General features: G+C 61.4%; 2 protein-coding genes and 1 pseudogene. All 3 read right to left on the bottom strand.

Annotated elements, in window-relative coordinates; translation table 11 throughout:
- Window positions 1-356, bottom strand: a pseudogene (locus ENZ75_RS29095) (AAA family ATPase); the annotation flags it as partial.
- A gap of 24 nt (window positions 357-380) precedes the next feature.
- Window positions 381-1,526, bottom strand: a complete 1,146-nt coding sequence (locus tag ENZ75_RS29090; protein ID WP_063168855.1) for a hypothetical protein — start codon at window positions 1,524-1,526, stop codon at window positions 381-383.
- Between the two features lie 31 nt (window positions 1,527-1,557).
- A partial coding sequence (locus tag ENZ75_RS29085; protein WP_128278520.1) for a hypothetical protein occupies window positions 1,558-2,332 on the bottom strand: 775 nt, incomplete at its 5' end.

Here is a 2,332-nt window from a genome sequence, read left to right as displayed (position 1 = left end):
CGGGTATTCCTGGCCTGCAGGCTTTCGAGGTCGGAGCCTTCGGCAAAGACGTCCGATATGGCCAGCGCGATCGCCGTGCCGCGCCGGGCGCGAAACAGGAGCGTGTGCTGCGGGATGGTCAGCAGCTGGTCGTCGAGATGAACGGCGCCGACGGTCTTGGCCAGCTCGACCTCGCGCGTGCGACGCACCGAGCCGACCGAGACGGTCGAGACGAAGCGGCGGTTGGTGCCGGCAAGCGCGGTGCCGGACTCCCGTGACGGGTCCTCCAGCACGACGATGCGGGTGATGAAGCTCTGCGCGGTGGCGCGGTGCTTCTCGATGGCGGCTTCCGGAATGGTGGTCAGGCCGGTATCCATGAAGGGTGCTCCGTGGTGTGACGGTCAGACGTCTGAGATGACCTGTCCGTTGGACAGGATATGAACCTTGTAGCCGGCAAAAATCTTCTGTGCTTCGCCGGCGGCGTAGAGTGCCTGATAGGCCTCGTGCGGAATCAGCGCATGGTTTTCATAGCTCGACACGCCCTGACGCGCGGCTTCCAGATCATCAGTGTTGATGAAGAATTCCTGCGTTGTCTTCTCACTCGAAAACAGGCCCTTGCGGCCGGGTTTCTCGCTCTTGGAATAGACCTCCTGGATCGTCCAGGTCAAAAGCCAGGCATTTTGCGGCTTGCGCACCTTGGCCAGAACCTCGGTCACCGTCGAATTGTTGTCGGTAATCCCCACCGAATAGAACGGGCCGAGCACGACGCGGCGCAGCTGCTTGGGGTGCAGCGGTTCGAAATCCTTGTCGAGGTTGACCGCGATGGTCGCCGGCGACAGCGTATAGGCGGAGTTCTTCTCGGTGAAATCGTCGAAACGATGGGCAAGCTCGGGATTGAGCAGGCCGTCGACCGGCAGCGGAATGTCGACCGTCTCGTTGAGTTTGCCGTTCCTGTCGACAAGCTGGCGGATCATCGCGTCGGAAGAATCCTCCACCGTCACCATGTAGACCAGAGGCAGGTTGGCGCTGCCGTCGAACGTCGCCCAATGGACGAGATAATAGGGCCGTCCCGTCTTCGGATTGACCGAGACCTTGGCGGTTTGCGCCAGCGTGAAGGAACCGAAGGTGTTCTCGCTTTTCACGTCCTCGAGATAGAGCCGCTCGGCCATCGACTTCTGCAGCGCCTCGGGGAATTCCTTGTGGCGCAGGATGAAGTCGGCCATTTCCTCGCGCAATTCGCCGGCGAGCGGGATGTTGGCAAGCCGCGCGTCGGCCTGGCGGCGGTCGTTTTCCAGTTCGAGCAGGTTCTGGAACACCGGGAATCCGCTTTCGGCCCGCGAAATGCGGAACGTGTCCATGAAGCCCAGCCGGTTGCGCCAGCAGGAAAACGACTTGTCGAGCCGGGCGATGTATTCGGCGACGATCTTGGCGACGATGCCGTGCCGGTAAAGCGGCGAGCGATCGTCGCGCATGAACACTTCAAGGCCGCTCAGCGCGGCCGTGATGGCGGAGAAATATCGTGCCGCCGCTTCGTTTTCGGGGGTCATGCCTGTGCGCTCGCGGGCAGTCCTATCACCCCTAAGACTGCACGTAGTTTGCCGAATTGTGCTTCTTCAGCACCTCGTCGAAGCGGCGGGCAAAGGCATCGTCGGCCAGCTTCTTGCGGCGCTGGATGTCGGCGGTGGCGACCATGTTCTTCTCGTGCATCTCGAGTAGGTCGCCGATGTGTTTTTGCGAAGCAGCACCGATGCCGGCCATGGTTTCCTCGGCGGTGTTGTCGACCTGGCTGCCCAGCGTGTTGATCTTGTGGGCGACGTCCTGCTGGGCGGCGGTCTTCAGCGAATCTTCCAGCGCCTTGTAGAGCACGATGCGCTGCTCGGTATCGATGGTCAGCTTGTTGATCAGCGTCGATTGCGCGGCGATCTGGTTGTTGAGCGAATCGACGAAGGTCTGGAACATCGAGGTGTAGCGCTCGAGCGTCTGGCTCTCGGCCAGCAGCTCCTGCTCCTTGGCCTGCTTTTCGTTGTATTCCGTCGCCAGCTTGGAGCGTTCGCCTTCGAGCTGCGTGCGGTCCTTCTGGCTGGTCGAAGCGGCGATCTTGTTTTCGATGTCGAGCAGCATCGGGTTGAGCTCCTCGATGCGCTTCTGCACGGCTTCGAGGTTGGTCATGGTGGTCTTGCGGCGCTCGATCACCTGCGACAGGCTGGTTTCCGAGGTCTTGTAGCGCTGGTCGAGGACCTCTTTCTGCGCCTTCAATATGCCGACGATGGTGTCGGATTTGACCAGCAATTCCTGCAGATTGCCCGCCAGCGACATGTTGCGGACGCGGTCGGTGCGCATGCGCTGCTTGCTC

The sequence above is a fragment of the Mesorhizobium sp. M7A.F.Ca.CA.002.04.1.1 genome (assembly GCF_004022805.1).
In the GTDB taxonomy this organism is placed as follows: Bacteria; Pseudomonadota; Alphaproteobacteria; order Rhizobiales; family Rhizobiaceae; genus Mesorhizobium; species Mesorhizobium ciceri.
This window is presented reverse-complemented; position numbering and strand designations above follow the sequence as displayed.

Bases quoted from the DNA above. Each gene is read 5' to 3' on its own strand.
- ENZ75_RS29090 (WP_063168855.1), bottom strand. From the start codon at position 1,526: ATGACCCCCGAAAACGAAGCGGCGGCACGATATTTCTCCGCCATCACG.